Genomic DNA, 24,645 nt, shown 5'->3' with positions numbered 1-24,645 from the left:
GCCCGCCGCCGGGCCGCCCCAAGGCGGGCGAGCCCCCCTGGGGGGTGGCGACGCCGCGCAGCGGCTAGCCTGGGGGCACCATCAATCCGGCAAGGCTTCGGTTTCGGCGTCCGGCACGTCACCGATCGCCACGCGGGTCAGCACCGCCTGGGCGCGCACCCAGGCCATGAAGGCCTGCACCTCCGGGCGCGGCGGCTCGCCGGCGCCGGCCAGCGGCACCAGCCAGTACAGCCAGGGCACCGGCTGGCGGTGGGCCGGGCCGAAGGGCTCGACCAGATCGCCGCGGGCCAGCATCTCGTGCACCAGGGCCAGCCGGGCCAGCGCCACGCCGTGGCCGGCCAGTGCGGCCTGCACCTGCTGGTGGGTGAAGTTCAGCGTGATCCAGCGCCGCGGCGCCAGGTGCCCCAGCTGTTCGGCGCCCAGCCAGGCGCCCCAGCCCAGCGCAATCGCCGGCGGCGTGCCGTCGTCCATCTCGATCAGCGTGTGCTGCGCCAGATCGGCCGGCGTGGCCAGCGGCGGGGCCTCGCCGCGGGCGATCGCCTGGTGCAGCGCGGCGCCGATCACCGGGGTCAGCAGCTCGGGGAACAGGCGCTCGGAGCCGGCCGGGGCCTTTTCGGGGCGGCAGTGGCGCAGCGCCACATCCAGCTCGAAGTCATCGGTCTCGATCAGTCGGTCGGTGGCGGCGATGCGGATGTCGGCGCCGGGGTGGCTGCGTTCGAAGTCGGTCAGGCGCGGCATCAGCCACAGCGAAGCCATCGACGGGAAGGTGGTGACGCTGACCATCTCGCGGCTGCGCGACATGCGGATCTGGCGCACCGAGGTGTCGATGCGTGCCAGTGCCGGCGCCACCACGCGCAGCAGCGCCTGGCCGGCGCTGGTGAGGTCGACGCGGCGCGTGGCGCGGTGGAAGAGGGCGGCGCCCAGTTCCTCCTCGAGCGACTTGATCTGGCGGCTGACGGCCGGCTGGGTCAGGTGCAGCTCCTCGGCGGCAGCGCTGAACGACAGCAGCCGGGCCACGGCCTCGAAGGCGCGCAGGCCATCGAGCGAGAGCGGGCGGTGCGGCGGGCGATTCATGAGCGCTGATTATGAATCCGGTCTGGCGAATTCATTCGTCAAACCCACGCTCCACCTGCATGATTCAGCCACTCGCCAAAGGTTGGCGGCAGGAGATTGATGATGGAATGGCATCTGCGGCAGCGCCAGTCCTGGGACGTGGCGCACACCGGTTGGCTGGTGGCGGCGGGCGAGCCCGCCTGGATCACCCGCGAAGGCGACCCCGACGACCACGTGCTGGCCCGCGGGGCCGTGCTGCGGGTGACCGCGGGCGAGCGGGTCCACCTGGGCCCCTGGCAGGAGGGCAGCCGCCCGACGGTGGTGTTCGTCGCCGCTCAGGACGGGGTGGGTCGCCGCGGTTTGGCCGACCGGGGGGCGCCGCTGCGCCGGGCCTGGGGCGCTTTCGGCGCCTTGGCCGCCTGGGCGCGCAGCGCCGCCTCCAGAGCCAGCCGGCCCCAGGGCTGCATCTGAGACGGGGCGTCCATCGCCTCGTCCGGCGCGCTGAAGTAGCGCAGCGCGCCGTGCTCGCCCTGGGCGGTGACGTACTCGAAGCGGTGGCAGCCGGCGGCCTCGAAGCGCGGCTGCGTCGCGTCGTCGACCTTCAGGTACAGCACCTCGCGCATGATCAGCGCGACGAACAGCTCGTCCACATACAGGCCATGGCCGCCGAACATGCGCCGGCTGCGCACCGCGCCCAGCGGCGCCAGCAACTCGGTGCACCAGTTCACGAAGGCCTTGTCCGGCGTCATGCGGCCCAGTGTAGTCAGCAGCACGGCCCCTGGTCGACAATCGGGTGAACCAATGCCCGGGACCACCGCGCCATGACCCTGCCGTTCAAGCTGAACCTCGAACCCTCGCGCGACAAGGCCGTGCTGCGCAAGCAGCTGCAGGCCGAGCGCATGAGCCTGCTCGACCGCCACCAGCGCGCCAGCCACCTGCAGGAGGTGCTGATGGTCTGGCTGATCAGCCGCAAGGAAACCACCATCGGCGCCTACTGGCCGATCAAGGGCGAGTTCGACGCGCTGCCGGCGCTGTACCGCTGGAGCGAGGCCGAGCCCGGCCGGCGCATCGGCCTGCCGGTGATGAACCGCGAGACCAAGCAACTGACCTTCCACGTCTGGTACCCCGGCTGCCCGATGGAGGAGGACGCCTACGGCATCCCCAAGCCCAAGGACACCGAGTCCTTCCACCCCGAGCTGCTGCTGGTGCCCTGCGTCGGCTTCGGCCCCGGCGGCGTGCGCCTGGGCTATGGCGGCGGCTTCTATGACCGCACCTTGGCGGCGCTGGAGCCCGCCCCGGCCACCGCCGGGCTGGGCTACATGCACGGCTACCTGCCCTGGCTGCAGGCCGAGCCGCACGACATCCCGCTGGACGCGCTGTTGACCGAAGAAGGCGTGTTCTGGGAGCGCGATCCCGCCTGACGCCCCTTCAGACTGCCTTAATGTGCGAATTGCACATTAAATACAGCGCTGGGGGAAGGGTCCTCCTCGCACAGATGTGGAGGATGGACCATGAGGCATTGGATCACCGGCTGGGCCGGTTGCGCGGCACTGGCGCTGGCGGGCAGCGCCAGTGCCACCAGCTACCAGCTGACGGACTTTGGCAACCAGGGCAGCGGTGTGGCCACCGCCAATGGCCTGAATGCCGCCGGCGACGGCGTAGCCACTGCCAGCCCCGGCGGACCGCTGACGGTCTACCAGGGCTTCCGCACCGGCGCGGGCGGCGCCCGGGCACTGCAGCCCTTGCTGGCGGGCCAGTACACCCGCGCGTTTGGTCTGAATGACCTCGGCTGGGCGGTGGGCGACACCCGCCATGCCGACGGCTGGGCGCGCGCGGTGCTGTGGAAGAAGAACAAGCCGCTGGACCTGGGCAAGCTGCCCGGCATGTGGAACAGCGTGGCGCTGGCGGTCAATCGCCAGGGCGACGTGGTGGGCTACAGCGACCACGGCGCGCGCTACGTTTTCGGCACCCTCTGGAGCGGCGGCACGATGCGCCAGGTCGGCCCCGGCCAGACCACCGCCAACGGCATCAACGATGCCGGCGAGGTGATCGGCAACCAGCGCCCCTACCCGTCGAACGGCACGCTCAACTGCTGGCACCAGCCTGCCGGCGGCAACGCCAGCTACCTGCCCAAGCTGGCGGGCAACCTGTGCTCGGTCGCGGCCATCAACCAGGCTGGCGAGATCGCCGGCGGCTCGATGGCGCCCGATGGCCGCTGGCACGCCGTGCTGTACCGCGCCGGCCTGCCGATTGACCTGGGCAGCCTGGGCGGCACGATGACGATGGCGACCGGCCTGAACGACCGTGGCGGCATCGTGGGCTATGGCCTGCTGCCCGACGGCAGCTCGCGTGCGCTGCTGTTGGCGCCCGGCACCAACCCGGTGGACCTGAACACGCTGCTCGACCCGGTCAGCGGCGCCGGCTACCAGCTGCTGCAGGCCGTCCGCATCAACGACAACGGCCAGATCGCCGCCACGGCCAGCAAGGACGGCACGACCCGCGCCGTGCTGCTGACGCCGCTGCCCTGATCAGCCCCGCAGCCGGTCCAGCCCGAACAGCGCCGACAGCTTGGCGTCCAGCGTGGCGGTGGGCAGCAGGCGCTTGAGCCACACCAGCTTGGCGCTGTTGGCGCCCGCGCGGTAGAGCGGGCCGGGCGACGGCTGTTCCAGGTGATCGGCCAGACCGCGCACGAAGTCGGCCACCGGCGTGGCCCCTTTCTGCGAGGCCTGGGCGCGGCGCAGCACTGCCTTGGCCACGGGCGCGTACAGCGAGCCCTCGGGCAGTTGCACCCGCTCGCCACCGGCGTCGCCAAAGCCCGAGACGATGCCGCCCGGCTGCACCGTCACCACCCGGATGCCGAAGGGCGCCAGCTCCATGCGCATCGCGTCGGCCAGCGCATGCAGCGCGGCCTTGCTGGCGCAGTAGGCGCCGGCAAAGGGCGTGGCCGTGACGCCGGAGACACTGCCGATGTGCGCCACGCAGGCCTGCGGCGCGGCGGCGCGCAGCCGTGGCAGCAGGGCCTGCGTCACCGCCACCGGGGCCACCACATTGGTGTCGAGCTGCTGCCGCAGCGCCTGCGGCGACAGGTCCATCAGCGCGCCGAATTGGCCAAAGCCGGCGTTGTTGACCAGCAGGTGCAGCGCCAGGCCCTCGGCCTGCAGCGTGGCGGCGAGCGCAGCGATCGATGCGGCGTCGTCCACATCCAGCGCCATCGCCCGGGCGCCAGCGTCCACCAGCGACTGCAGCCGCTCGGGCCGGCGCGCGGTGGCAATGACGCGCCAGCCCCGGCGCAGCAGTTCGGCGGCCAGCGCGGCACCGATGCCGCTGGAACAGCCGGTGATCAGGGCAGTGCGCTGGTTCATGCCTGGGGCGCCAGAAAGCGCCGCTCCCATTCGCTGATGTGGTTCAGGTAGCTGTCGTGCTCCAGCGCCTTGACGGCCAGGTAGGCGCGCACGAAATCGGCGCCCATCAGCCGCGCGGCGTGCGGGCTGTGCGCCATGCGCTCGTGCGCGGCCAGAAAGGTGCGCGGCAGGCCGTGCGTCTCGTCGTAGCCGTTGCCCTGCACCGGCTCGGTGGGCGTGAGCTGTTCTTCCAGCCCGGCCAGGCCGGCGGCCAGCGAGGCGGCGATCGCCAGATAGGGGTTGGCATCGGCCCCGGCGATGCGGTTCTCCACCCGCCGCGCCACCGGCGACGAGGTCGGCACGCGCAGACCCACGGTGCGGTTGTCGCGGCCCCAGGCCAGCGTGGTCGGCGCCTGACTGCCGCTGACATAGCGGCGGAACGAGTTGATGAAGGGCGCGTAGACCAGCATCAGGTCCGGTCCGTAGGTCTGCAGGCCGGCGATGAAGTGACCCAGCGCGGGAGTGTCGGCACCGGCCGCGTCGGTGAAGATGTTGCGGCCCTGCGCATCGACCACGCTCTGGTGCAGGTGCATGCTGCTGCCGGCCTCGCCGCTGATCGGCTTGGCCATGAAGACCGCGTTCAGGCTGTGCTGCAGCGCCACCTCCTTGGCCGCCAGCTTGAACAGGAAGGCCTGGTCGGCCACCGCCAGCGCGTCGCCGTGCAGCAGGTTGATCTCGTACTGGCTGCAGCCGACCTCATGGATCCAGGTGTCGCCGCGGATGCCGAGTGTGTCGATCGCTGCATGGAAGGCGTCCCAGAACGGCGCCAGCTCGTTCAGCAGGCTCAGGCTGAAGGCCGACTGACCGACCTCGGCGCGGCCGCTGCGGCCCACCGGCGCGGTCAGCGGCTTGGCGGGGTCGGTGTTGGGCGCGGTCAGGTAGAACTCGATCTCCGGCGCCACCACCGGCCTCAGGCCGCGCTCGGCATAGCGCGCCAGCACCGCCTGCAGCACCTGGCGCGGCGCGAAGGCGCAGGGCCGGCCATCCAGCTCGATGCAATCGTGGATCGCCATCCAGCGCGGCGAGCTGGCCCAGGGCACCGGGCGCAGCGTGGCCAGGTCGGGCACCAGGCGCACATCGGGGTCGGCGTCCGGGAAGATCGGGTCGTAGGAGTATTCGCCAGTGACGCACTGCATCGGGATGGCCTGCGCGATGCGCAGCTCCTGGCCGCGGGCGAAGGCGGCGGCGGGCATCAGCTTGCCGCGCGGATAACCCGAGACATCGGGGAACAGGCATTCGATGTCGCGCACGCCCAGCGCCCGCAAGCGCTCGGCCAGATCGTCGTGGGGGTGGGTGCTCATTTCACGCCTGCGGGCAGCGGCAGGCCCTTGTCGGTCATGACCGCCCGCAGGCGGTCGGGGTAGTCGGTGATGATGCCGTCCACGCCCCAGTTGATCAGCTCGGCCATGCGGGGCTGGTCGTTGATCGTCCAGGGGATCACGATCAGACCCAGGTCGCGAGCCTCCTTCAGCAGCGCCGGGGTCAGGTTGCGGTGGTGTACGCCCCAGATCACGCCCGGTGCCTCACCGGCCGAGGCGCGGATCGTGCGCGGCACCGAGCCGCCGTGGTCCTTCACCAGGTGGCCGGCGGTCCAGGTGCCGTCGCGCACCGTGGAGTAATCGGGGAAGTCCATCGTCAGGTACATCGTGCGCAGCCCTGGCTGCTTCTTGTGCAGCCACTGCAGCGTGCGCCAGTCGAAGCTCTGCACCATCACCCGCTGGGTCATGCCGTGCGCGCGGATCACCGACAGCAGCGCGTCGACAAAGGGCTCGGGCGCCAGCGTGTCCTCGGGGTAGCGCGGGTCGAGCTTGGTCTCGATGTCGAAGTGGATGTCCTTGGCGCCCAGGCGCTGCACCAGCTCGAAGACCTCGGCCAAGGTGGGGATGCGCTGGCCGTCGATCGCCTGCTGGTCCGGGAAGTCGCGGCCGTACTTGCTGGTCAGATCGTGGCGACCCACGTCGTGGGTCTTCACCGTGGCCAGCGGCAGGCGGTTGATCAGCAGGTCGTCGCGGATGAGGAAGCGGCCCTCGGCATCGCGCGTGATGGCCTTGTTCAGCGCGCGGTCGTGGTGGATCACCACCACGCCGTCGGCGGTGACGGCAGCGTCCATCTCCAGTGTGGTGACACCCAGGCGGATCGAGCGCTCAAAGGCGGCCAGCGTGTTCTCCGGCCACAGGCCGCGGCCGCCGCGGTGCGACTGCAGGTCGAAGGCCGAGGCGCTGCCGGCCCACAGGGCCAGAACGATGGCGGCAAGGCGCAGGCAGGCACTCATCGGGGCTATCTCCTGGATCGGCTTCAGCGCGGTGCCATCACCGCCGGCTGCACGCCGTGAGCGGCGAGTGTCGCAGGCCGTGGCGCACCGCGCAGCAGGCTGGCCGCCAGCGCGGCGGCGCCGGCGGCACTCTGGATACCGTAGCCGCCCTGGCCGGCCAGCCAGAACAGGCCGCGCACGGCGGGGTCGGCGCCGATCACCAGCTCGCCGTCGGGCGCAAAGCTGCGCAGGCCAGCCCAGGTGTGGCGCGGGCGGCGGATCGTCAGCGTCGAGACCTCCTCGATCCAGGCGATGCCCAGCGCGATGTCCAGCTCTTCGGGCTGCACGTCGTGCGCGGCCACCGGGTCGGCATTGGCCGGCGAGCCCAGCAGCGCCCCCGCGTCGGGCTTGAAGTAGCCGCGGTCGTCCAGCGCGGCCAGCACCGGCCAGCCGCGCGTGTCCAGGCCTGCCGGCGCATCGAAGGTGAAGGCGGCGCGGCGGCAGGGCTGGATGCGCTGGGGCGCGGCACCGAACAGCGCGGCCACCGGGTCGGCCCAGGCGCCGGCGGCGTTGACCACGCGCGCCGCCACCAGCGGCTCGCCGCGCGCCGGCTGCAGCCGCCAGCCATCGGCCACCCGTTCGGCGGCCTGCAGTGCGAAGCCGCAGTGCAGCGTCACGCCGGCGCGGCGTGCGCCGGCCAGGTAGCCCTGGTGCAGGGCGGCGACGTCGATGTCCATCGCATCGGCCTCCCACAGACCGCCGATCACCTGGTCGGGGCGCAGCACCGGCACACGGGCCCGCACGGCCGCGGCGTCCAGCGTCTCGACCACAGTGCCGGTGGCCTGCAGCGCGGCGCGGGTCTCGTCCAGCAACGTCTGTTGACCTGGCCCGGCCAGGTACAGCGCGCCGCGTGGCGACAGCAGCGGCACACTGCAGAAACCGGCGGGGGGCGATTCGTAAAAGGCCCGGCTGGCGCGGGTCAGCGCGCGCGCTTGCGGCGGGCCGTAGCTCTCCATGAACATCGCCGCCGAGCGGCCGGTGCTGTGCCGGCCGGGCTGGTCCTCGGCCTCGAGCAGCGCGATGCGCAGCGGCGGTCCGCCGTCCTGCGACAGGGTCCAGGCGAGCGAGGCGCCGGCGATGCCGGCGCCGAGGATGGCGATGTCGAACATCGCCCGATTGTCAGCCGGCGGCGCTCAGGCGCCGCGCCACTGCGCCATCAGCTGCGCCCACTTCGGCCGCACCGCAGCCAGGTGCCGCGCCTTGATGTGGCCGTAGCCGCGGATCTCCTCGGGCAGGCTGGCGATCTGCACCGCCAGCGGCAGCTTGTCGGCGCTCAGGCCGGCCAGCAGCTCCTCCACGGTGCGGCGGTACTCGTCGATCAGCGCGCGTTCCTCGCGCCGCTCGGGGTGGCGGCCGAAGGGGTCGAGCGCGGTGCCGCGCAGGCCCTTGAACTTCACCAGCCAGCCCATCGCGGTGCGCACCCAGGGGCCGTAGGGCGCCTTGACCAGCTCGCCGCGCTCATTGGTCTTGGCGAACATCGGCGGTGCCAGGTGGTGCACCAGCTTCACCTCGCCGTCGAACATCGCCGCCACCTTGGCGGTGAACTCGGGCGCGGTGTGCAGGCGGGCGACTTCGTACTCGTCCTTGTAGGCCATCAGCTTGAACAGGTAGCGGGCGACGGCCTCGGCCAGGCGGGTGCTGCCGCCCAGCGCGGCCTCGCGCTGGCGCACCTGCTCGACAAAGGCGCGGTAGCGCTCGGCGTAGGCGCTGTCCTGGTAGCCGGTGAGGAAGTCCACCCGGCGCTGCAGCAGCTCGTCCAGCGACGGCCGCTTGACGAACTGGATCACCTGCCCGGCGATGTACAGCGCCCTCACCGCGGCCAGGTCATGGGCGCAGCGGCGGCCCCACTCGAACGCCAGCTTGTTCTTCTCGACCTGGGTGCCGTTGAGCTCGATCGCGCGCATCAGCGACGCATGGCTCAGCGGCACGCGGCCACGCTGCCAGGCGTAGCCCAGCATCAGCGGGTTGGTGTAGATCGAGTCGCCCAGCAGCTTGACCGAGACCTCCTCGGCATCGAAGGCCGCGAAGTGCTCGGCACCCACGGCCGAGCGCACCGCGTCCTCGCAGCCGGCGGCCGGGAACTGCCAGTCGGCGTTGCCGATGAAGGCGGCGGTGGGCGTGCGGTGGCTGTTCATCGCCACGAAGGTGCGGCCCGGCTGCATCGCGGTCAGCGTGGGCTTGGCGGCGGTGACGATGGCCTCGCAGCCGATCACCAGGTCGGCCTTGGCGGTGTCCACCTTGGTGGCCAGGATGTTCGCCGGGTCGTCAGCGATCTGCACATGGCTCCAGGTGGCGCCGCCCTTTTGCGCCAGGCCAGCGGCGTCCTGCGTGACGATGCCCTTGCCCTCCAGGTGCGCGGCCATGCCCAGCAGCTGGCCGATGGTGATGACGCCGGTGCCGCCGATGCCGGCGACGACGATGCCCCAGGCCTCGGGCGCCGCGGGCACCACCGGGTCGGGCACGGCCGGCATCGCCAGGTCCTTGCCGCCGGCCTTGGGCTTCTTCAGCGCGCCGCCCTCGACGGTGACGAAGCTGGGGCAGAAGCCCTTGACGCAGGAGAAGTCCTTGTTGCAGGTGTTCTGGTTGATCTGGCGCTTGCGGCCGAACTCGGTCTCCAGCGGCTCGACCGAGACGCAGTTGCTCTGCACCGAGCAGTCGCCGCAGCCCTCGCAGACCAGCTCGTTGATCACCACCCGCTTGGCCGGGTCGACCAGGCTGCCGCGCTTGCGGCGGCGGCGCTTCTCGGTGGCGCAGGTCTGGTCGTAGATGATCGCGGTGGTGCCCTTGAGTTCGCGGAACTGGCGCTGGATCGCGTCCAGTTCGTCGCGGTGGTGCACCGTGACGCCGGGGCTCAGCGCCGCGCCCTGGTATTTCTCGGGCTCGTCGGTGACGATGACCAGCTTGGCCACGCCCTCGGCGATGAGGCTTTGCATGATCTGCAGCACCGAGTGGCCCTCGGGCCGCTCGCCCACGCGTTGGCCGCCGGTCATGGCCACGGCGTCGTTGTAGAGGATCTTGTAGGTGATGTTGACGCCGGCGGCGATGCTCTGGCGGATCGCCAGCAGGCCCGAGTGGAAGTAGGTGCCGTCGCCCAGGTTGGCGAAGATGTGCTCCTCCTTGGTGAACGGCGCCTGGCCCACCCAGGGCACGCCCTCGCCGCCCATCTGGGTGAAGGTGCTGGTGGCGCGGCCGGGCATCCAGTTGACCATGTAGTGGCAACCGATGCCGGCCACCGCGCGCGAGCCCTCGGGCACGCGGGTGCTGGTGTTGTGCGGGCAGCCCGAGCAGAACCAGGGCGTGCGCTCGCCGGTGTTGACCGTCAGCGTGGCCAGCTCGCGCTCCTTGGCCTCGATCACGCGGATGCGGGCGTCCATGCGGGCGCGCACGTCGTCGGGCACGCCCAGCTTGGTCAGGCGCTTGGCGATGGCCTTGGCGATGATAGCCGGCGTCAGGTCGGCCTTGGCGCGCAGCAGCCAGTTCTCGCTGGGGTTGGGGCGGCTCCATTCGCCGCCGCTGTGGTCGGCGCTGTCGTCCTCGTCGAACTTGCCCAGCACGTTGGGGCGCACGTCGGTGCGCCAGTTGTAGAGCTCTTCCTTGAGCTGGTATTCGATGACCTGGCGCTTCTCCTCGACCACCAGGATCTCCTGCAGGCCCAGCGCGAAGTCGCGGGTGATGGTGGCCTCCAGCGGCCAGACCACGTTGACCTTGTGCAGGCGCAGGCCGATGGCGCGGCAGACGTCATCGGTGAGGCCCAGGTCGGACAGCGCCTGGCGGGTGTCGTTCCAGGCCTTGCCGCTGGCGATGATGCCGTAGCGGTCGTTGGGCGTGGCCACCACGTTGTGGTTCAGGCGGTTGGCGCGCACATAGGCCAGCGCGGCGTACCACTTGGTGTCCATCAGCCGGGCTTCCTGCTCCAGCGGCGGGTCGGGCCAGCGGATGTGCACACCGCCCGGCGGCATGATGAAGTCCTCGGGCAGGATGATCTTCACGCGGTCGGCCGACACATCCACGCTGCTGCTGGATTCGACGATGTCCTGGATCGTCTTCATGCCGGTCCACACGCCGGCAAAGCGGCTCATCGCGAAGGCGTGCAGGCCCATGTCCAGGATGTCCTGCACGCTGGACGGGAAGAAGGTGGGCAGGCCGCAGGCCTTGAAGACGTGGTCGCTCTGGTGGGCGGCGGTGGAGCTCTTGGCGACATGGTCATCGCCGGCAATCGCGATCACGCCGCCGTGCTTGGCGGTGCCGGCCATGTTGGCGTGCTTGAACACATCCAGGCAGCGGTCCACGCCCGGGCCCTTGCCGTACCAGATGCCGAACACGCCGTCGTGCTTCTTCTGCTCGGGGAACAGGTCCAGCTGCTGCGTGCCCCAGACCGCGGTGGCGCCCAGTTCCTCGTTGACGCCGGGCTGGAAGACGATGTGCTGCGCCGCCAGGTGCTTCTTTGCCGCCTGCAGCGACTGGTCGTAGGTGCCCAGTGGCGAGCCGCGGTAGCCGCTGATGAAGCCGGCGGTGTTCAGGCCCGCGGCGGCGTCGCGGGCGCGCTGCAGCAGCGGCAGGCGCACCAGCGCCTGCACGCCGCTCATGAAGGCCCGGCCGGAGGGCAGGGTGTACTTGTCATCGAGCGTGACGGCTTCCAGTGACTTCAGCACGGAAGCGGGCAGCGGGGCGTTCATGCGGGGCGGCTCCTGTCAGGCATGGGCAGCCGGCGCCGGCTTGTGGCCGGGGCCGGTCCCACCGGGGTGTGGCGTGGATCGAGTGTAGGAGCGCTCGGCCGAGAAGTGCTTTCTTTCGATTGCCAAGTGGGGTGATCTGGAGAAACAATCTTGCTCAATTTGCTCGAGATGGGATTGAAAATTGCCAGACGCTGAATATTCAGGGCAAACCCGGAGCGCCGCCCCGCCAGCGCTGGACCGCTACGACGTGGCCATCCTGGCCGCGCTGCAGCGCGACGCCCGGCAGTCCAACGCCGACCTGGCCGCCGCGATCGGCCTGTCGGCCGCACCCACCTGGCGGCGCGTGCGCCGGCTGGAGGAACTGGGCGTGATCACCGGCTACCGCGCCGAGATCGACCGCCGCAAGATCGGCCTGGGCGTGCTGGCCTTCGTGCGGGTGGATACCGAGCGTGACAACGCCGAGAGCACCCGGGCGCTGGAGGCGGCCATCCGCGGCCTGCCCGAGGTCATCGCCTGCCACTACATCAGCGGCGCGGGCACTTTCGAGCTGCAGGTGCTGGTGCCTGACCTGGACGCCTACTCGCGCTGGACGATGGAGACGCTGTTCAAGCTGCCCAACATCAAGGACCTGCACACCAGCTTTTCGCTGGGCGAGGTCAAGGCCGGGGCTGCGCTGCCGCTGGGTCACCTCTAAAGTCTGGCGCTGGCGCGCCGATCAACCCGTCCATGCGCGGGTCCCTCCACAGCATCGGCCAACAGCTGCTCGGTCCACCGGGCCGCCGCCGCATGCGCGTGCAGCAGACGCTGCTGGGCATGCCGGCGCTGCTGCTGATGCAGATCCTGCTGCTGGTGGAACACCGGGTCAGCGGCGCGGCGCTGGGCGAGCTGGGCTGGTACGCGGCCATCACCTGGAGCGGCTGCGCGGTGTTCTACGGGCTGGTGCGCAGCGGCTGGAGCGAGCGGCTGAGCGCCGAGGCCTCGCTGAGCCTGCCGCAGATGGCCTTCGCGATGGGCTGCGTGGCCTGGGCCTACTGGCTGGCGGGCCCGCTGCGCCCGGCGCTGCTGCTGCTGATGCCGCTGACGCTGAGCTTCGGCGTGTTCGCGCTGGACGACCGGCGGGTGCGCACGCTGTCGGCGCTGGGCATCGTCGGCGTGGGCGGTGTGGTGGCGCTGCGCCTGCCGGCGCAGGCCGCCTGGCCCGACGTGGCGCTGGACCTGTCGATGTGGCTGTTCACCGCGGTCACGCTGGCCTCGATCGGCGTGCTGGCGCGGCGCCTGGCGCGCATGCGCGAACGCCTGCGGGCGCAGAAGAGCGAGCTGCGCGACGCGCTGGAGCGCATCCAGCTGCTGGCCACGCGCGACGCGCTGACCGGCCTGCTCAACCGCCGCGCGATGATGGAACAGCTGCAGACCCTGGCCCGCAGCCGCCAGCCGATGACGCTGGCCCTGGCCGACCTGGACCGCTTCAAGCAGATCAACGACGAGCACGGTCACGCGGTGGGCGACCGCGTGCTGCAGGCCTTCGGCCAGCGCGCCCAGCAGATGTTCGGCGAATCGGGGCTGGTGGCGCGCTGGGGCGGCGAGGAATTCCTGTTCGCCATGCCGCACGCCGACGAGACCCTGCTGCGCATGCTGCTGGAACAGCTGCGCAGCACGCTGGCCGGCTCGGCCCATGAGGGACTGCCGGTGAGTGTGCGCATCGGCTTCTCGGCCGGCGTGGCGCGTTGCCATGCGCTGACCGACCTGGAGGAGGCGATCGAGCGCGCCGACCAGGCGATGTACCGCGCCAAGGTGGCTGGCCGCGGCTGCACCAGCAGCCTGGCCGTGGTCCAGGATCCGGCCCGGGAGCCCGCGTGAGGGCGGGCCTGATCCTGGTGACGCTGTTGGCCCAGGTGGCCTGGGCTGCGCCAAGTGCGGGTGACGAGTGGGTGGTGCTGCTGCGCTGGCAGGCGATGCCGCCCGCCGCGCCAGGCGCCGACCGGCACTGGTCCACCACCGTGTCCGCCCCCCCGGCCGCCGCCGCCGACTGGCCCGCGCTGCGCCTGCGCCCCGGCACCACCGCCAGCTGGCGCCAGGATCGCTGGCACACCGACACTGACACCCCTGTCGCCACCGGCTGGACCCCGCAGGGGCCGGTGCTCTATCCCGCCGAACGGCGCCGTCCCGAGCCGCAGGCCCAGCCGCTGCAGGCGGTGTCGCTGCAGGCCCTGCCAACGCGCCGCCGCGCCGAGCTGAACCTGGCCTGGTCCGCGACCTGGCCGGCGGCAGATGCCGACGGCAGCAGCGAGGCCCGCGGCACGCTGACGCTGCCCCCAGGCCGCTGGGTCACACTGGCCGAGTGGGCGCCGAGCGCGCTGCCGGGTCCGGCGGCGAACGGGGATCGCTCCTGGTCGACCCCGTCGGCCCGACCGGCGGGCTGGCGCCTGCAGGCGCGCGCCGAACGACCCTGAACCGCCCGGTCGCCAGCGGTCTGACTGCGGGTTGACCCGGGGCTTGCCGGTGAACTTTCCGCCCGCACCTACAATCCGAGCCCACTGCGCGCGCCGGCCCCGGCGCGCCGCGCTGTTGCGCCCGGCCATTCCGGCGGGCCCCCGTCATCCGAGGATCCCTTCGTGTTCATCTCCAATGCCTATGCCCAAGCCGCCGCGCCCGCCGCGGGCGGTGCCTCCAGCCTGATGCAGTTCCTGCCGCTGGTGCTGATGTTCGTGGTGCTGTACTTCATCATGATCCGGCCCCAGATGAAGCGCCAGAAGGAGCACAAGGCCATGATCGATGCACTGGCCAAGGGCGACGAGGTCGTGGTCTCCGGCGGCATCCTGGGCAAGGTCACCCGCCTGGGCGACAGCGTGCTGCATGTCGAGGTGGCCAATGGCGTGGAGATCCAGGTCCAGCGCCCCTCGATCGTGCAGGTGCTGCCCAAGGGTTCGCTGAAGTAAGCCGACCCCCTCTTCCTCCCTCACGAGGCGCGGGCCGGCTGGCCCGCGACATCCGCGCATGAATCGCTATCCCTGGTGGAAATACGCGCTGCTGGCCCTGGCGCTGGTGGTGGGCCTGATCTACACGCTGCCCAACTTCTTTGGTGAAGCGCCGGCGGTGCAGGTCTCCAGCGGCAAGGTCACGCTGAAGGTCGATGCCTCGCTGCAAGGCCGGGTCAGCGAGGTGCTGAGCGCCGCCGCGATCCAGCCCGACTTCGTGCAGTTCGAGGGCAACTCGGTCAAGGCGCGCTTCGCCAGCACCGACATCCAGATCAAGGCCAAGGACGCGCTGAACAAGGCGCTGAACCCCGACCCCAATGATCCGTCCTACATCGTCGCGCTGAACCTGGTGTCGCGTTCGCCGCAGTGGCTGACCCGCCTGCATGCGCTGCCGATGTACCTGGGCCTGGACCTGCGCGGTGGCGTGCACTTCCTGATGCAGGTGGACATGCGCGCCGCCCTGACCAAGAAGGCCGACTCGATCGCCAGCGACGCGCGCACCATGCTGCGCGACAAGACCATCCGCCACGCCGGCATCTCGCGCGAGGGCAACAGCGTCGTGATCACCTTCCGCGACGCCGCCACCCGCACCCAGGCGCGCAACGTGCTGGAAGGCAACCTGCCCGACGTGCAGTGGGCCGACACCGCGGCCGCCAACGGCGACCCCGTCCTGAGCGGCACGCTCAAGGAAACCTCGGTGCGCAAGGTCCAGGAGGCGGCGCTCAAGCAGAACATCACCACGCTGCACAACCGCGTGAACGAACTGGGCACCTCCGAGCCGGTGATCCAGCAGCAGGGCCTGGACCGCGTGGTGGTGCAGCTGCCTGGCGTGCAGGACACGGCGCGCGCCAAGGACATCATCGGCCGCACCGCCACGCTGGAGGTGCGCATGGTCGACGACTCGCCCGAGGCGGCGGCGGCCGCCACCGGCGCAGCGCCGGTGCCCTTCGGCACCGAGCGCTATGCCGAGCGTGGCGGCGGCCCGCTGATCGTCAAGCGCCAGGTGGTGCTGACCGGCGAGAACCTCACCGACGCCCAGGCCGGCTTCGACGACCAGCACCAGCCCGCGGTGCACCTGACGCTGGACGCCAAGGGCGCGCGCATCTTCAAGGATGTCACCCGCGAGAGCGTGGGCAAGCGCATGGCCATCCTGCTGTTCGAGAAGGGCAAGGGCGAGGTGGTGACCGCGCCGGTGATCCGCTCCGAGATCGGCGGTGGTCGGGTGCAGATCTCCGGCCGCATGACCACCCAGGAAGCCAACGACACCGCGCTGCTGCTGCGCGCTGGCTCGCTGGCGGCGCCGATGGAGATCATCGAGGAGCGCACCATCGGCCCGAGCCTGGGCCAGGACAACATCGAGATGGGCTTCAAGAGCGTGGTCGGCGGCTTCATCGCCATCGCCATCTTCATGTGCCTGTACTACCTGTTGTTCGGCGTGTTCAGCTCGCTGGCGCTGGCCTTCAACCTGCTGATGCTGCTGGCGCTGCTGTCGATGATCCAGGCCACGCTGTCGCTGCCAGGCATCGCCGCGATCGCGCTGGCGCTGGGCATGGCGATCGACTCCAACGTGCTGATCAACGAGCGCGTGCGCGAGGAGCTGCGCGCCGGGGCCTCGCCGCAGGCGGCGATCCACGCCGGCTACGAGCGCGCCTGGGCGACCATCCTGGACTCGAACATCACCACGCTGATCGCCGGTCTGGCGCTGCTGGCCTTCGGTTCGGGCCCGGTGCGCGGCTTCGCGATCGTGCACTGCCTGGGCATCATCACCTCGATGTTCTCGGCGGTGATGTTCTCGCGCGGCCTGGTGAACCTCTGGTATGGCCGCCAGAAGAAACTCAAGTCGGTCTCGATCGGCCAGGTCTGGCGCCCCGATGGCGCCGAGCTGCCGGCCGTCGCGGCCGAGACCGACAAGCCCTGAGCGGACAGGAGACTCAGCATGGAATTCTTCCGCATCCGCAAGGACATCCCGTTCATGCGCCACGCGCTGGTGTTCAACGCCATCTCGGCGCTGACCTTCGTCGCGGCGGTGTTCTTCCTGGCCACGCGCGGCCTGCACCTGTCGGTGGAGTTCACCGGCGGCACGGTGCTGGAGGTGGCCTACGAACAGACGGCCGACCTCGGCAAGGTGCGCCAGACCGTCGAGACGCTCAAGCTGGGCGAGGTCCAGGTGCAGAACTTCGGCACCTCGCACGACGTGATGATCCGCGTGCCGGTGCGCGGCGACATCAAGCAGACCGAGGTGTCCAGCAAGGTCTTCGGCGCGCTGTGCACGGCCGAGCAGGGCAAGGTGGTCGATCGCCAGTACACCACCGACAAGGGCGAGCAGGTCAGCCGCCAGGCCTGCGATGTGGCCGGGCACGAACCGGTCAAGCTCTCGCGCGTGGAGGCGGTGGGCGCCTCGGTGGGCGATGAGCTGGCCCAGGACGGCGCGATGGCGCTGCTCTTCGTGGTGATCGGCATCGTGATCTACCTGGCCTTCCGCTTCGAGTGGAAGTTCGCGGTGGCGGCCATCCTGGCCAACCTGCACGACGTGGTCATCATCCTGGGCTTCTTCGCCTTCTTCCAGTGGGAGTTCTCGCTGTCGGTGCTGGCGGCGGTGCTGGCGGTGCTGGGCTACTCGGTCAACGAGTCGGTGGTGATCTTCGACCGGATCCGCGAGGCCTTCCGCAAGTACCGCAAGATGACCACGGTGGAAGTGATCGACCACGCGATCACCTCCACGATGAGCCGCACCGTGATCACCCACGGCAGCACCCAGATGATGGTGCTGTCGATGCTGCTGTTTGGCGGCCCGACGCTGCACTACTTCGCGGTGGCGCTGACGATCGGCATCCTGTTCGGCATCTACTCGTCGGTCTTCGTGGCCGCGGCGATCGCGATGTGGCTGGGCGTCAAACGTGAAGACTTGCTGAAAGCTGTGGCGTCCGGCAAGGATGGCGACCCCAACGACCCCAATGCCGGGGCAGTGGTGTAGTAGAGTCAACGGGTCTTTGTGCCGACCCGTCCCATGAGCCCTGCGAGTGCCGCGTTGACGCCTCTGGTTGACCAGGCGCGGCAGCGGTTTGTCGAAACCCTCACCCAGGATGCTGCGGCCCTGGTGACCGCGGTCACCGAGGGCGCGCATCAGCTGGCCGATCAGCCCGCCGAGCGGGCGGTGGCACAGTTGCGTTTCGACATCGTGCAGGAGCTTCGCCGCAACGGCCTGGGCTGGCCGGCGCGCCTGAAAGACCATCTCCAGCGCATGCTGGAACCCAGCGCCGCGGTCGATTCGGCGTCGGGGGCCTTGCTGAGTTCGCTGCAGGGCCAGAAGGACCTGTCCCTGGTCGACGACGCCACCGTGCGCCGCGAGATTGCCGTGTCCCGGCTGACGCTGGCCGTGATGGACCAGTGCACCTGGGAGGTGGCCGACCTGCGCGCCCGCTTTGTCAGCACCAGCGGCCAGCCCGACTTCCCCGATGACGACGTGCTGCGCCCCCAGGTGATGGCGCGCTGCCTGGTGCGCTCCTGGCTGGCCTGCGACCTCAGCCTGGACAGCTGGCAGCAGCTCGAATCCGTGCTGCACAAGCGGCTGGCCCAGCGCGCCCAGGAGGCCTACCACGAGGCCAACCGCTGGCTGGTCGAGCGCGGCGTGATGCCCGAGATCGACCTGCGCCCGTTTATCCGGCGCTCCGACGGCACGCCCACCGCACCGGGCGCGCTGGATCCGCTGGACGCAGCTCCGGCGGCCGCGGCAGCGGCCGATGCGCCGGTCTCGACCCGTTCGGGCGGCGCGGCCGCGGGGCCCTCATCGGCATCGTCCACGCCCTCGTCCTGGCGGCGCCTGTTCCCGGCCTCGCCTGAGGGCGCTGGCGGGTCCACGGGGGGTGGCGGCGCGGTGGGTGGCGGGGGCGGAGGCGCGTCTGGTGGTGGTGTCCCCTCAGGTGGCGGCACCGTGATGGGCGGCGCCGGCGGTGTGTACGTCGGGGGCGGCGATGGCGACACCCGCAGCGGCCCCGGCAGCACTGCCTACCGTCGCCGCATGGACGAGGAAACCCGCATGATGACCCGCCCGGTGGCGGGTCACCGCATGCCCACCGACGTCGTGCTCGAGCAGTTCGGCCAGATCGTCGAGCGTCACCTGCCCGGCTTTCTGGATACGGTGCAGGCCCAGCCGGCCTCGGCGCAGCTGTCGGCGGCCATGGCGCGCGCCCAGCAGCAGGTGGTGGCCGAGAGCGACGCCGCGCAGGCGCCGGGCGGCGGCGGCGCGCCCAGCCCGGCGATGGTGCTGCGCGACCTGCAGGAGCGCAGCCGCGAGCTCAAGTCCGCCGCCGCCACGCCGGCCGAGCGCGCCACGATCGAGCTGGTGGCGCTGCTGTTCCAGAGCATCCTGACCGATGACCGCATCCCCGCCACGATTCGGGTCTGGTTCGCCCGGCTGCAGATGCCGGTGCTGCGGGTGGCCATCGCCGAGCCCGATTTCTTCTCGTCCGAGGAGCACCCGGCGCGCCGCCTGATCGATCGCATGGGCGCCTGCGTGATGGGCTTCGAGGGGGCGGGCAGCACCGAGGCCGTGGGCCCGGCGCTGGAGGCCGAGATCAAGCGCATCGTGCAGGTGGTCGAGGCCTTCCCCGACACCGGCCGGCGCGTCTTCCAGACCGTGCTCAACGAGTTCGAGAAGTTCCTCGAGTCCTACTACGCCGACCACGACGCGACCACCCGCATGGGGATCTCGCTGGCGCAGCAGGTCGAGCAGCGCGAGACGCTGGCGATCCAGTACACGATCGAGCTGCGCAAGCTGATCGCCAACATGCCCATCCACGATGGCGTGCGTGACTTCCTCTTCCACGTCTGGGCCGATGTGCTGGCCACCACCGCGATCCGCCATGGCCCGCAGAGCGACGCGCTGATCCAGGTGCGCGAGGCGGCGACCGAGCTGATCTGGACCGCCACCGCCAAGACCACGCGCGAGGAACGCGCCCAGGTGATCCGCCGCCTGCCGCCGCTGCTGGCCACGCTGCGCCAGGGCATGAACGCGGTGGGCATGTCGGCGCAGAAGCAGGAAGAGTCGATCAAGGCGCTGAACCTGGCGCTGACGGCGGCCTTCGGCGCGCGCGCGGCCACCATCTCCGACGAGCAGTTCGAACACCTGAAGCAGCGCCTGGAGACCATCGAGGAGCTGCTGCCCGACGACGATTTCGAGATCGACGACAGCTGGATCCTGGACGAGGCCAACCACGGCAGTGACGGTCTCGAGGTGGTGGGCGACGGCGGCTCGATGCCCGGCCCCGCGATGATCCAGTGGGCGATGCAGCTGGCCGTGGGCGACGCCTTCCGGCTGGAACACCGCGGCCGCCAGGAGACCGTGCGCCTGGTCTGGCAGGGCATGCACCGCCAGCTGTCGCTGTTCTCGGCCGGAGGCGGGCGCTGCCTGCTGTTCCAGAAGGCGCGCCTGGCGGCCTACCTGCAGGCGGGCCTGTTGCTGCCGGTGCAGGAGGAATCGCTCACCGCCAGCGCCACGCGCGAGGCGCTGCGCCGCATCGAGGCCGATCCGGGCCGCTTGCTGGCCGCTGCCTGAGCGGCGTGACTCGGCGCGCGGCGCCGGGGGTCAGTGGATGACGCGGTCCTCGGGAACGTCGAACAACTCGTCCAGCACCAGCGCGTCGGGCTCTTCGCCACGCGACCAGAACAGCATCAGCAGGATGATCTTCAGATCGTCCAGCGGCAGCGGGCCTTCACCGGCCGCCATCGCGCGGTCGATCGCCTGCTCGCGCAGCTCGGGCGTCAGCACCCCGGCCGACTCCAGAAAGCGCAGGAAACCCAGGCCCTGCGGACCGAGCTGGTCTTCCTCGCGCGGCAGGTAGATCCGCTGACTCAGCGTGGCCGGCGCCGCCAGCAGCGGCGTGCCGGCGCTGTCCAGGCCATCGAGCCACTGCAGCGCGTCATGGATCTCGTCGGACTCGAAACCCACGGCCGAAAGCTTGCGCCTGAGCTGGTCGGGCTCCGGGCAGGCCTCGGGCCGCCAGTAGTTTTCGTAGAGGTAGACCAGCACATCGAACATGCGAGGATCATAGCCGCTGGGCCGCGCGCCCCAGCCGGGCGAAACAGGGCCTCGCCGGGGTGCTCTTCCGGCCCTTGCCCGGCGCCGGCTCAGGCCTGGCCGATGCGCTGGAAGCGGCCGCCCGGCAGCCGCGCCACCCGACCCGCCAGCTCCAGCGCCAGCAGCCGCGCACTGAGGGCGGCTGCCGGCCAGCCGCAGCGCGCCTGCAGCGCGTCCAGGCCCAGGGTCTCGTCGCCCAGCGCACCCAGCACGGCACGGTCGCCGGGGTCGGCGGCATCGGCCCGGTCGGCAGGCGCGGTGGACGGCCCGGGCGCCGGCACCGACCCGGCATGGGCGGGCAGCGCCTCGAGCAGTTCCTCGACGCTGGTCACCAGCGCCGCGCCCTGGCGGATCAGCTGCAGGCAGCCCTGGGACTGCCGGGCATGGATCGGGCCGGGCAGGGCGAAGACCTCGCGGTTGGCCTCCAGCGCGAGGCGGGCGGTGATCAGCGAGCCTGACTGCAGCGCGGCCTCCACCACCAGCGTGCCCAGGCTCAGTCCGGCGATGATGCGGTTGCGCAGCGGAAAGTGCGCCGGCAGCGGCGGTGTGCCCGGCGGGTGCTCGCTGAGCAGCGCGCCGTTGTCGGGGATGCGTGCCGCCAGCGCGCGGTGGCGCGTGGGGTAGACGATGTCCAGGCCGCAGCCGGTGACCGCCACCGTGCCCCCCGGGCCGTCCAGCGCCCCCTGGTGCGCCGCGCCGTCGATGCCCGAGGCCAGGCCCGACACCACGCACAGGCTGCGCCGGCTCAGCCCGGCCGCGAATTCGCGCGCATGCGCCAGACCGGCCGGCGTGGCCTGCCGGCTGCCGACGATGGCCACCGACGGCGCCGCCAGTCGCCAGGCGGGCCCCTCCAGCCACAGCAGCGGCGGCGGGTCGGGGCTGTCCAGCAGCAGCGGCGGGTAGTCGGGGTCGCCCCAGGCCAGCACCTGATGCTGGGGCCCCCCCTCGAGCCAGCGCAGGCTGGCGTCCCAGGCGGCATCGGCGGCGGCGTCGCTGTCCTGGCGTGCCAGCAGGCCCTCGACCGCGGCGGCGCCCACCTGTTCCTGCCACAACGCCTGCGGGGCGTCGAGCACCGCCTGGGGGGAGCCGCAGGCGGCCAGAAGGCGACGCATGGCGCCGCGGCCCACGCCGCTGACGTGGCTCAGCCGCAGCCAGGCACGCAGCTCGTCCGGATCGACCATGCCCGCGGCAGCGGGTCGCCGCTCAGGGCTGGGTGACCAGATCGCCGCGGGTCACGGCGGTGTTGGACTGCAGCACCAGCGCATAGGACACGCGGTCGAAGACGCGGAAGACGAAGAGCTCGCCCACGCGGGTGTCGGGCAGGCGCATCACCGCGCGGTCGCCGGTGGTGGTGTCCACCGCGGTCTGGCCGGCGCGCCACAGCGCCAGCACGTGGCCGCGCTCCATGCCGTCCTTGGCGCCGCGGTTGATCGAGACGATCTGGTTCTGCCCGGCGTTCAGGCCATCGCCCTGCACGCCCACGATGCGCGCGGCCAGCATCCCTTCGGGCGAGTGCGGGGCGTAGGGTTCGAAGTCGCGCGGCGGCTGCGGCGCCAGGCGGTCGCCGACATTGGCTTCCTCGCGCAGCGACACCACGGTGAACGTGGCCGGCACCAACTCGGCGGTCTTGCCGTCGGCCGAGGGGCGCACCTCGCCCGCGCGGACCTGCTCGACCACGCCCACGTGGCGGGCCTCGAAGCCGAGGATTTCGCCAGTCAGCGGGTCGGTCAGCGGCTTGGGTTCGCGGTAGAGCTGCCAGGTGCGCGCCTGCGAGACGTCACCGCGCACGTAGGCGGTCTCGCCGCGCGACAGCAGCACGCGGCCTTCCTGGGTGGCGACGATGCGCGGCGCATTCACCAGGGTGTCGGCCTCCAGCACCACCGATTCGGTCAGGAACGGGCCGATCACGCTCATCGGCACCGAGCCGATGGCCGAGTCCTGCAGCGATTCAGGGCGCACCCGCGGGGACAGCTTGCCATCACCGCTGGATTCCACCGGCCGGCCCACGCGCAGCACGGCGCGGCCGTTGCTCTTGTCCAGCCAAAGCACCTGGCCGGGGTAGATCAGGTGCGGGTTGCGGATCTGCTCAAGGTTCATGCCCCACAGCTCGGGCCAGCGCCAGGGGCTCTTGAGGAAGATCTTGGAGATCGCCCACAGCGTGTCGCCGCGCTTGACGGTGTGGCTGTCGGGCGCGTCAGGGGCCAGCTCGGACAGCGGCACGCCAGCCTGCGCCACCTTCTGGGCGGTGCTGCGCTGGCCGTCGGTGACGGGGTAGTTGACGGCCGACGCCGGGCCGGTGACCAGGGCCCCGCACAGGCCGAGGGCACACAGCAGAGGAAGAAGGCGTGGCGAGGATCGGCTCATGGTTCGAGTCTCCCGGGCAATGAGCCGGAAATCAGTGGCAATGCAACAATCGGGGCCTGAGGGCCGTCCTGGCCGGGTCAGTCCCGCGAAAAGCTGAGAAAGCGTCGCAAATTCTGCCCCTAAAGCCTTGATGCCGCAATGAAATGCGGTGACGGCCGTCGCCCAGATTCGCCCCGCCCGCGCAGCGGCTGTTGTGTCTTGTCGACAGCCCGGCGCCCAACCGAGTCCCTCTGCCCCGCTTCCATGGCCCTGCTGAGCATCCTGCGCTACCCCGATCCCCGACTGCACACCGTGGCCCAGCCCGTGGCCGAGGTCGATGCCACCGTGCGCCAACTGGTCGACGACATGCTCGAGACCATGTACGCCGCCGAGGGCGTGGGCCTGGCCGCCACGCAGGTGGACGTGCACCGCCGGGTGATCGTGATGGACACCTCCGAGCAGCGCGACCAGCCGCTGGTGCTGATCAACCCCGAGATCACCTGGGCCAGCGACGAACTGCGCGTGGGCGAGGAGGGCTGTCTGTCGGTGCCCACCATCTACGACGAGGTGCGCCGCCACGCCCGGGTGCGGGTGCGCGCGCTGGGCCGCGACGGCCAGCCGCACGAGTTCGAGGCCGAGGGCCTGCAGGCGGTGTGCGTGCAGCACGAGATGGACCACCTGATGGGCAAGGTCTTCGTCGAGTATTTGAGCCTGCTCAAGCGCGACCGCATCAAGACCAAGATGCTCAAGAAGACCCGCGACGAGCAGGGGCGCCGCCGCTGATGGCCGCCGCTGCGGACCTGCGGGTCGGCTTCGCCGGAACGCCCGAGTTCGCCGCGGTGGCGCTGCAGGCGCTGCTGACGGCCGGCTTCACGGTGCCGCTGGTGCTCACCCAGCCGGACCGTCCGGCCGGCCGCGGCATGAAGCTGCTGCCGTCGCCGGTCAAGGCGCTGGCGCTGCAGCGGGGCCTGCCGGTGGCGCAGCCGCGCAGCCTGCGCCTGGACGGCAAGTTCCCGGACGAGGCCCGCCAGGGCCAGGCCGCGCTGCAAACTGCGGCGCTGGACGTGCTGGTGGTGGCCGCCTACGGCCTGATCCTGCCGGCCTGGGTGCTGGCCACGCCGCGCCTGGGCTGCGTGAACATCCACGCCTCGCTGCTGCCGCGCTGGCGCGGCGCGGCGCCCATCCACCGGGCCATCGAGGCCGGCGACGCCGAGACCGGCATCACCCTGATGCAGATGGACGAGGGCCTGGACACCGGCGCGATGATCAGCCGCCGCTCGCTGACCATCCACGCCGACGACAGCACCGCCACGCTGCACGACCGCCTGGCCGCGCTGGGCGGCGAGATGATCGTGGCCGGGCTGCGCCAAGCCGCCGCCGGCCAGGCGCTGACCGCCACGCCGCAGCCCGCCGAGGGCGTCTGCTACGCCCACAAGATCGAGAAGGCCGAGGGCACGATCGACTGGTCGCTGCCGGCGGCGGTGATCGAGCGCCGCATCCGCGCCTTCGACCCCTTCCCCGGCGCCAGCTTCGGCTGCCAGGACGAGGTGGTGAAGTGCTGGCAGGCCCGCCTGGCGCCCGGCGTGCCCGGCAGCGCGCCGGGGACCGTGCTCTCGGCCGGGGCCGACCACCTGCGCGTGGCCTGCGGTGACGGCGCGCTGGACCTGCTGCAACTGCAGCGCCCAGGCGGCAAGCGCGCCCCGGTGGGCGCCTTCGTGCAGGCCCGCCCCGGCCTGGCCGGCCAGCGCCTGGCTTGAACTTTCCACGGCCTGCCCGCATCTGAGGCAGACCTGTCACCAACGGAGCCCCA

General features: G+C 71.3%; 21 protein-coding genes and 1 pseudogene. 12 read left to right on the top strand and 10 right to left on the bottom strand.

Going from position 1 to position 24,645, the window contains the following annotated elements; all coding sequences use genetic code 11:
* Window positions 1-81: 81 nt before the first annotated feature.
* Window positions 82-1,074, bottom strand: coding sequence for a LysR family transcriptional regulator (locus KAK03_RS20175; protein ID WP_210856500.1), 993 nt, complete (start codon window positions 1,072-1,074; stop codon window positions 82-84).
* 99 nt (window positions 1,075-1,173) lie between these two features.
* Here KAK03_RS20175 and KAK03_RS25530 point away from each other — a divergent pair.
* A pseudogene (locus tag KAK03_RS25530) lies at window positions 1,174-1,338 on the top strand (DUF2917 domain-containing protein); the annotation flags it as partial.
* A gap of 50 nt (window positions 1,339-1,388) precedes the next feature.
* On the opposite strand, the gene KAK03_RS20170 reads toward KAK03_RS25530, so the two are convergent.
* Window positions 1,389-1,802 (bottom strand): TfoX/Sxy family protein, encoded by a 414-nt coding sequence (locus tag KAK03_RS20170; RefSeq protein ID WP_210856499.1) that lies wholly within the window; start codon window positions 1,800-1,802, stop codon window positions 1,389-1,391.
* A gap of 72 nt (window positions 1,803-1,874) precedes the next feature.
* Here KAK03_RS20170 and KAK03_RS20165 point away from each other — a divergent pair, with 72 nt between their 5' ends.
* Window positions 1,875-2,474: a 5-formyltetrahydrofolate cyclo-ligase gene (locus KAK03_RS20165; RefSeq protein ID WP_210856498.1), complete on the top strand. Its 600-nt coding sequence runs from the start codon at window positions 1,875-1,877 to the stop codon at window positions 2,472-2,474.
* A 90-nt stretch (window positions 2,475-2,564) separates the two neighbouring features.
* Entirely contained in the window at window positions 2,565-3,581 is a 1,017-nt protein-coding gene (locus KAK03_RS20160) for a hypothetical protein (RefSeq protein ID WP_210856497.1), read from the top strand.
* Here the strand turns inward: KAK03_RS20160 and KAK03_RS20155 are convergent, their stop codons facing one another.
* The 5 genes from KAK03_RS20155 to KAK03_RS20135 are packed head-to-tail and all read right to left on the bottom strand — an operon-like array spanning window position 3,582 to window position 11,441.
* The gene (locus tag KAK03_RS20155; RefSeq protein ID WP_210856496.1) at window positions 3,582-4,415 is read right to left on the bottom strand and encodes an SDR family NAD(P)-dependent oxidoreductase; all 834 of its coding nucleotides are present in this window, start codon (window positions 4,413-4,415) and stop codon (window positions 3,582-3,584) included.
* Window positions 4,412-5,755 (bottom strand): glutamine synthetase family protein, encoded by a 1,344-nt coding sequence (locus KAK03_RS20150; RefSeq protein WP_210856495.1) that lies wholly within the window; start codon window positions 5,753-5,755, stop codon window positions 4,412-4,414. The genes KAK03_RS20155 and KAK03_RS20150 overlap by 4 nt, the downstream gene beginning before the upstream one ends.
* Window positions 5,752-6,726, bottom strand: coding sequence for a glycerophosphodiester phosphodiesterase (locus KAK03_RS20145; protein WP_210856494.1), 975 nt, complete (start codon window positions 6,724-6,726; stop codon window positions 5,752-5,754). The genes KAK03_RS20150 and KAK03_RS20145 overlap by 4 nt, the downstream gene beginning before the upstream one ends.
* 23 nt (window positions 6,727-6,749) lie before the next feature.
* Window positions 6,750-7,874: an NAD(P)/FAD-dependent oxidoreductase gene (locus KAK03_RS20140; protein WP_210856493.1), complete on the bottom strand. Its 1,125-nt coding sequence runs from the start codon at window positions 7,872-7,874 to the stop codon at window positions 6,750-6,752.
* 24 nt (window positions 7,875-7,898) lie between these two features.
* The gene (locus KAK03_RS20135) at window positions 7,899-11,441 is read right to left on the bottom strand and encodes an indolepyruvate ferredoxin oxidoreductase family protein (RefSeq protein WP_210856492.1); all 3,543 of its coding nucleotides are present in this window, start codon (window positions 11,439-11,441) and stop codon (window positions 7,899-7,901) included.
* Between the two features lie 181 nt (window positions 11,442-11,622).
* Here KAK03_RS20135 and KAK03_RS20130 point away from each other — a divergent pair, with 181 nt between their 5' ends.
* The 7 genes from KAK03_RS20130 to KAK03_RS20100 all read left to right on the top strand — a co-directional run bounded on the left by KAK03_RS20130 (window position 11,623) and on the right by KAK03_RS20100 (window position 19,970).
* The gene (locus KAK03_RS20130) at window positions 11,623-12,135 is read left to right on the top strand and encodes an Lrp/AsnC family transcriptional regulator (protein ID WP_210856491.1); all 513 of its coding nucleotides are present in this window, start codon (window positions 11,623-11,625) and stop codon (window positions 12,133-12,135) included.
* Between the two features lie 32 nt (window positions 12,136-12,167).
* Complete coding sequence (locus KAK03_RS20125) at window positions 12,168-13,298, top strand: GGDEF domain-containing protein (RefSeq protein ID WP_210856490.1); 1,131 nt, start codon at window positions 12,168-12,170, stop codon at window positions 13,296-13,298.
* A complete protein-coding gene (locus KAK03_RS20120; protein ID WP_210856489.1) occupies window positions 13,295-13,891 on the top strand; it encodes a hypothetical protein in 597 nt (198 codons plus the stop codon). The genes KAK03_RS20125 and KAK03_RS20120 overlap by 4 nt, the downstream gene beginning before the upstream one ends.
* A gap of 162 nt (window positions 13,892-14,053) precedes the next feature.
* Window positions 14,054-14,377: a preprotein translocase subunit YajC gene (gene yajC, locus KAK03_RS20115; RefSeq protein WP_210801734.1), complete on the top strand. Its 324-nt coding sequence runs from the start codon at window positions 14,054-14,056 to the stop codon at window positions 14,375-14,377.
* A 58-nt stretch (window positions 14,378-14,435) separates the two neighbouring features.
* On the top strand, window positions 14,436-16,334 hold the full coding sequence (gene secD / locus KAK03_RS20110; protein WP_210856488.1) for a protein translocase subunit SecD: 1,899 nt from the start codon (window positions 14,436-14,438) through the stop codon (window positions 16,332-16,334).
* 18 nt (window positions 16,335-16,352) lie between these two features.
* Complete coding sequence (gene secF / locus KAK03_RS20105; protein ID WP_210856487.1) at window positions 16,353-17,390, top strand: protein translocase subunit SecF; 1,038 nt, start codon at window positions 16,353-16,355, stop codon at window positions 17,388-17,390.
* Window positions 17,391-17,423: 33 nt separating this feature from the next.
* Window positions 17,424-19,970 carry a DUF1631 family protein gene (locus KAK03_RS20100; protein WP_210856486.1) on the top strand — a complete coding sequence of 849 codons (2,547 nt, stop codon included), beginning with the start codon at window positions 17,424-17,426 and terminating at the stop codon, window positions 19,968-19,970.
* Between the two features lie 30 nt (window positions 19,971-20,000).
* On the opposite strand, the gene KAK03_RS20095 is transcribed toward KAK03_RS20100, so the two are convergent.
* The 3 genes from KAK03_RS20095 to KAK03_RS20085 all read right to left on the bottom strand — a co-directional run bounded on the left by KAK03_RS20095 (window position 20,001) and on the right by KAK03_RS20085 (window position 22,856).
* Window positions 20,001-20,453: a Smg family protein gene (locus tag KAK03_RS20095; protein ID WP_210856485.1), complete on the bottom strand. Its 453-nt coding sequence runs from the start codon at window positions 20,451-20,453 to the stop codon at window positions 20,001-20,003.
* A gap of 89 nt (window positions 20,454-20,542) precedes the next feature.
* On the bottom strand, window positions 20,543-21,673 hold the full coding sequence (gene dprA, locus KAK03_RS20090) for a DNA-processing protein DprA (protein ID WP_210856484.1): 1,131 nt from the start codon (window positions 21,671-21,673) through the stop codon (window positions 20,543-20,545).
* 22 nt (window positions 21,674-21,695) lie between these two features.
* Window positions 21,696-22,856: a LysM peptidoglycan-binding domain-containing protein gene (locus KAK03_RS20085; RefSeq protein ID WP_210856483.1), complete on the bottom strand. Its 1,161-nt coding sequence runs from the start codon at window positions 22,854-22,856 to the stop codon at window positions 21,696-21,698.
* A gap of 243 nt (window positions 22,857-23,099) precedes the next feature.
* On the opposite strand from KAK03_RS20085, the gene def reads away from it, so the two are divergent.
* Window positions 23,100-23,618: a peptide deformylase gene (gene def, locus KAK03_RS20080; RefSeq protein WP_210856482.1), complete on the top strand. Its 519-nt coding sequence runs from the start codon at window positions 23,100-23,102 to the stop codon at window positions 23,616-23,618.
* 17 nt (window positions 23,619-23,635) lie between these two features.
* Window positions 23,636-24,592, top strand: a complete 957-nt coding sequence (gene fmt, locus KAK03_RS20075; protein ID WP_210856502.1) for a methionyl-tRNA formyltransferase — start codon at window positions 23,636-23,638, stop codon at window positions 24,590-24,592.
* Window positions 24,593-24,645 lie beyond the last annotated feature (53 nt).

It is taken from the genome of Ideonella alba, assembly GCF_018069845.1.
GTDB lineage: Bacteria > Pseudomonadota > Gammaproteobacteria > Burkholderiales > Burkholderiaceae_C > Ideonella > Ideonella alba.
The sequence above is the reverse complement of the archived record's forward strand: the minus strand, read 5'-3'. Positions and strand labels throughout refer to the sequence as shown.

Excerpts from the sequence above, each read along its gene's own strand:
- KAK03_RS20135 (WP_210856492.1), bottom strand. The coding sequence starts at position 11,441 with ATGAACGCCCCGCTGCCCGCTTCCGTGCTGAAGTCACTGGAAGCCGTC.
- KAK03_RS20160 (WP_210856497.1), top strand. The coding sequence starts at position 2,565 with ATGAGGCATTGGATCACCGGCTGGGCCGGTTGCGCGGCACTGGCGCTG.
- secF (WP_210856487.1), top strand. The coding sequence starts at position 16,353 with ATGGAATTCTTCCGCATCCGCAAGGACATCCCGTTCATGCGCCACGCG.
- def (WP_210856482.1), top strand. The coding sequence starts at position 23,100 with ATGGCCCTGCTGAGCATCCTGCGCTACCCCGATCCCCGACTGCACACC.
- KAK03_RS20150 (WP_210856495.1), bottom strand. The coding sequence starts at position 5,755 with ATGAGCACCCACCCCCACGACGATCTGGCCGAGCGCTTGCGGGCGCTG.
- KAK03_RS20100 (WP_210856486.1), top strand. The coding sequence starts at position 17,424 with ATGAGCCCTGCGAGTGCCGCGTTGACGCCTCTGGTTGACCAGGCGCGG.
- KAK03_RS20140 (WP_210856493.1), bottom strand. The coding sequence starts at position 7,874 with ATGTTCGACATCGCCATCCTCGGCGCCGGCATCGCCGGCGCCTCGCTC.
- KAK03_RS20170 (WP_210856499.1), bottom strand. The coding sequence starts at position 1,802 with ATGACGCCGGACAAGGCCTTCGTGAACTGGTGCACCGAGTTGCTGGCG.
- KAK03_RS20155 (WP_210856496.1), bottom strand. The coding sequence starts at position 4,415 with ATGAACCAGCGCACTGCCCTGATCACCGGCTGTTCCAGCGGCATCGGT.
- KAK03_RS20175 (WP_210856500.1), bottom strand. The coding sequence starts at position 1,074 with ATGAATCGCCCGCCGCACCGCCCGCTCTCGCTCGATGGCCTGCGCGCC.
- secD (WP_210856488.1), top strand. The coding sequence starts at position 14,436 with ATGAATCGCTATCCCTGGTGGAAATACGCGCTGCTGGCCCTGGCGCTG.
- KAK03_RS20165 (WP_210856498.1), top strand. The coding sequence starts at position 1,875 with ATGACCCTGCCGTTCAAGCTGAACCTCGAACCCTCGCGCGACAAGGCC.
- dprA (WP_210856484.1), bottom strand. The coding sequence starts at position 21,673 with ATGGTCGATCCGGACGAGCTGCGTGCCTGGCTGCGGCTGAGCCACGTC.
- KAK03_RS20085 (WP_210856483.1), bottom strand. The coding sequence starts at position 22,856 with ATGAGCCGATCCTCGCCACGCCTTCTTCCTCTGCTGTGTGCCCTCGGC.
- KAK03_RS20095 (WP_210856485.1), bottom strand. The coding sequence starts at position 20,453 with ATGTTCGATGTGCTGGTCTACCTCTACGAAAACTACTGGCGGCCCGAG.
- KAK03_RS20145 (WP_210856494.1), bottom strand. The coding sequence starts at position 6,726 with ATGAGTGCCTGCCTGCGCCTTGCCGCCATCGTTCTGGCCCTGTGGGCC.
- KAK03_RS20125 (WP_210856490.1), top strand. The coding sequence starts at position 12,168 with ATGCGCGGGTCCCTCCACAGCATCGGCCAACAGCTGCTCGGTCCACCG.